This is a genomic window from Leucobacter sp. M11, from assembly GCF_035726885.1.
GTDB lineage: Bacteria > Actinomycetota > Actinomycetes > Actinomycetales > Microbacteriaceae > JAPFRB01.
Genome location: NZ_JAPFRB010000002.1, coordinates 344,685 through 348,834 on the forward strand (window position 1 = coordinate 344,685; position 4,150 = coordinate 348,834).

The 4,150-nt window shown below is 65.9% G+C and carries 2 protein-coding genes; both read right to left on the minus strand.

Annotated features, from left to right (window positions below; translation table 11 throughout):
• The coding region (locus OOT08_RS05910) for an SdrD B-like domain-containing protein (protein ID WP_325091658.1) at positions 1-3,080 on the minus strand (3,080 nt) is incomplete at its 3' end.
• Between the two features lie 130 nt (positions 3,081-3,210).
• A complete protein-coding gene (locus tag OOT08_RS05915; protein WP_325091659.1) occupies positions 3,211-3,987 on the minus strand; it encodes an SDR family NAD(P)-dependent oxidoreductase in 777 nt (258 codons plus the stop codon).
• Positions 3,988-4,150: the final 163 nt, after the last annotated feature.

Genomic DNA, 4,150 nt, shown 5'->3' on the forward strand with positions numbered 1-4,150 from the left:
CAGTGGCCTGCGGGCTCTGCCGTGCCAGCGTCAGCGGTCACCCGGTACTCGCCCTCGGCGAGTCCCGGGAACCGGTAGCTGCCATCGTCGGCCGTGAACTCGGTCCACGGGGTGCCGTCAGCGGTGAGCACCGGCGTTCCCTCCCGGTCCAGCAGAGCAAGCGACACCCCGCCGAGACCGGGCTCGTTGTCCGGGTTGCCGTCGCGGTTCACGTCGTTCCAGACCGAGCCGCGAATTTCGGCTGATTCAATCCGAATTTTCACGGGTTTGCTCTCCGCCAGGCGCGTGTTGTCGCCGCCGATGTCGAGCATCCCGGACACCGAGTTTTGCAGCATCTCACCGTTGGCCGCCTGCGGAGCGCTCAGGGAGACCTCCAGGGTGCCCACGCTGTCGGGCCCGGGTCGGTGATCCGTGAGTGCCACGCGGAGCGCGGTTGCCGCGCTGATCTCTGCCGGGGTCGCGTCTGCGTAGGCGACCCAGTCGACTCCCGTTGCCGGTGCTCGGCCCGTCTGCCCCTCCCGAATTTTTGGGTCGGTCGTCAGTTCCAACGTTGCGCCGGTCGCCTCGTGACTGGCCAGGGTCGCTTCGGTGAGCACGACCTCGCCTGAGACGTTCGTCCCGCGCGGGTCCCCGTCGTAGGGCAGCACGTCCACGAACGTGCTGGCCTTCCGGGAAACTCCGGTGAAGTTGAACCACTGCACCCGATAGGACATCGGGGTCCGGGCCTCAACGACGGGTGTGGGAGTCCTGAGCTCGACCCGAGCCACGCTGGGCTGGGCTGCGCTCATGTCGAACGACGCGGTTGCCGCGGCGTCCCCGGCCACACCGCTTTTCGGCGCGATTCCATCACCGAACAGGGCCGCGGTCAGGCCCAGCCGGGACTGCGACGGAGCGATCTGGGAGGTCTCAATATCAAACACAATGTCGGCGAGTGGATCGAGGTATGTCGCGGGGAGCAGGTACGTGAACCGCAGCTCGGTCTCCTCTGCGGCGCACACCCGATGTGAGGTCATGATTTCTGCCGACCAGTGCGTGCCGTCAAGCGGGGTGAAATCGATGTTTGTGGCAAACGGGGAGACGCACGCCCGAGTTTCGAGGTTGGTCACGCCGACTCGGGATCCGAACTTATCGCCAAAGAGGTTTGTTTTCAGCTGTGGTCGAAGCGTGTACCGCACCCCCTGCCCGGCAAGAATCGTTTTCGTTGCCGGGGTCACCGGCTCTCCGTTGGCATCCAGACCGATCCCGGTCGCGGTCATCGTGCCTTGACCGTATCGAACCTTGAGTTCTTCAACTCTGGGCCACAGGGCATAGCCGCGATTGCCCGTCCCCGCGTGCACGAGGCGCACTTCTCCGGTGTCCTCGGGGTCTGTCTGGGCTGGGGCTCCTCGAGCCACACGCAGGGACACGCTGAGGCTGAGGATACTCTCTGACGTTGAGTTGGTGACCCCACCGGCATCCCAGACGCCGCCATTGCCGAGATATTCCACCCGGACGCCGCTGACCTGAGCGAGCTCTCCGGTGTATTCCCCCGCATCCACCCAGTTCAGCGCGGACAGGTCTTCCCCGCCCAGAGACTCGCCTCGGCCGGTCCCGGGCACCCGGTCCGTGGTGAGTAGGTACCGGAGATCACCGGGCTCGATGGTCCGAGGGTCGCCGACGCTGTCCTCTCCGTACGCTTCGTAGAACGAGGCAGCATCGGGGTTGAGTTGGAGATCAGCGGGGTTCCAGAGTTGCATCACGCTCACGTCTGTGGCCGGAGTCACTGTGTATCGCTGCGTCACCGGGTCCTGTTGGATCGTTGGCATGTAATAGCCCTCTGACGTCAGATCCTCCCCGGGAACGACAGCGCCAAAATACACGTTCAGCCCGGGACCCTTGAATTGCCCTGCCACGTGCTCTGGATACGACCAGGGAGCGGGGTCATCCCACGAGGTGAGCACCGAGTTGAACCGGTTATTGGCGGTGTTCGTCTCGGTCACCGTTTCCCCGCTCTCAACGGTTCGCCACGGCTCCTCCAACGCCACGCTCGCCTCGAGGTGCAGGACGTTGTCGGCGTCGTTCGCGTTGCCGAGTTCGCTCCGCGGGACAAAAAACAACAGGTCAACAGCGCTGTCGGTCGCCTCCGTCGCCTCGGTCACCGTGATCGTGAAGGTTCCCGCGGCGCGATCGAACTCGACCTCGCCGTCCAGCGCATTCCAGTCCGTATTGTCAATCAGCAGATCGACGGTGCCACTCCAGGGGGCCCCGGCTTGGGTGAGCGAAAACGTCCCCGACATCTTTCGGGGAACGGGCAGCTGATACGGACGCTCCCCGACACCCTCGGGGTGGATCACAGCGATTCGGAACCTGGATTCTCCCGCCGCCACCACACCCGAGCCGAAGTCGTGAACGCTCTCCTGCATCTGGGCCCCCGGTGTGCCGTGGTCAGTCCAGCCAGAACCGTTGAACCACTCCGCGCGCAGGTCGACTCCGAGCGTGCCAACCGTTTCGAGGTGAAGCGGGGCCGACGTTGGAGTCACCTGCCGGGAGCCGGTTTCCTCGGAAATGATCAGCGTCGGGACGTACTGTTCCCCGGTCTGCGCCGCGTTGCGGTCGGTACGCGCTCGAATCCCGTCAAAACGAATCGTCTGTGTGTCCTGGTCACCCGAGATACTGCCGACCTCCGCGAAAAGGGTACGACCGTCTTCGGCCACCCGGAAGCTTGACCGATATCCCAGGTCCTCGGACACGGTCTTGAGACCTGCGGACACCGCCGAGTCGACATCCCAGTGCCAGCCCACGGGAAGTCCCTGTTCGAGGCGCAGGTTCGCCGCGCCACTCGTCTCGAGTTCCCAGCGGAAGGAGACCTCGTTCCCCAGGGCGAGCTTTCCATCCGATACCGAGGTATCCCCCGGCACCAAGCTCACCCCATCATCGGTGATCTCGATCGATGCGGCGAGGAGCTCGCCCGGGGCCTCAGGGGACGCGTGCGCCGGGGTCACGCTGGCGGCGTTCGTGGCGACGGCCCCACCAAGCGCGAGCACACCTGCGAGGAGCAGGGCGACTCCAGGCCGGGATCGTACCAGCTGGGAAAAACTCATCTTCAGGGAACTCCTCGGTCAGCGAAAACAGAACGAGCAGTAAATATACCAGTTAGTTTTTTAGTTCACAATGCCAGTATATCTGTTTGGTATTTTTCCTTCCACCGCTCGTGTCCCCTGAGGCGAATAGCTACGTTCCCGATTTCACCACCAGGGGCCCCCGGTACGTGTGGAACACGCTGGACTGGGCGACCGGGCGCAGGACGATCAGGTCCTGGTTGACGTGCGGGGGCTGCTCGACGGCTCCGACAATCACCCCGGCTACGTCCTCCGCGGTGAGCGGGGTGACCTCGGCGTAGGGTTTCGCGGCGGCCTCGGCGTCCCCGCGGAGGCGTTTCAGCGTGAACTCCTCGGTGTGCACGAGTCCGGGGGCGACCTCGATGACCCGGATGGGCTCGCCCGCGAGTTCGAGCCGGAGCACCCCGGTGACGGCGTGCGCCGCGAACTTCGACGCGTTGTAGCCGCCCCCGCCCGGATAGGCGCTCAGCCCGGCGGTTGACGTCAGGTTCACGATCGTCGCGGTGCCCTCGCCGGAGCAGGCGTCGCGGAGCACCGGGAGCAGCTCCGCGGTCACCGAGCGCAGGCCCAGGACGTTCACCTCGAACATCCGCCGCCAGTCGTCGTTCGTCGAGGACTCCACGGAGTCGGTGCCGAGTGCGCCGCCCGCGTTGTTGATCAGCACGCTCGCCCCGCCCGTCTCGGCGACCTCGGCGGCCATCGCGGCGACCTGCGCCTCGTCCGTGACGTCGCACACGATGGAGTGCGCCCCGGTCTCCTCGGCCAGGAGCGCCAGCCGGTCCGCGCGACGCGCGACCGCCACCGTCGCCCAGCCCGCGGCGGCAAAGCGCCGAAGCGTTGCCTCCCCGATCCCGGAACTTGCCCCCGTGATGACCACCCGCTGCTGCATCTGTGCTCCTCAGACTCTCGTGTGCTGCTGCCGTTGCGCGCGGTGCGCGCCTCCCGCCGCCCCGCGGCGTGTTCCCCCAACATTACGGCCCGTGTCAGCCCGCGTCATCTCGGCTTGGTCCCTGACCGGCCCGCGTCGTAAGCTCACTCCAGCGACAGCAACC

Excerpts from the sequence above, each read along its gene's own strand:
- OOT08_RS05915 (WP_325091659.1), bottom strand. The coding sequence starts at position 3,987 with ATGCAGCAGCGGGTGGTCATCACGGGGGCAAGTTCCGGGATCGGGGAG.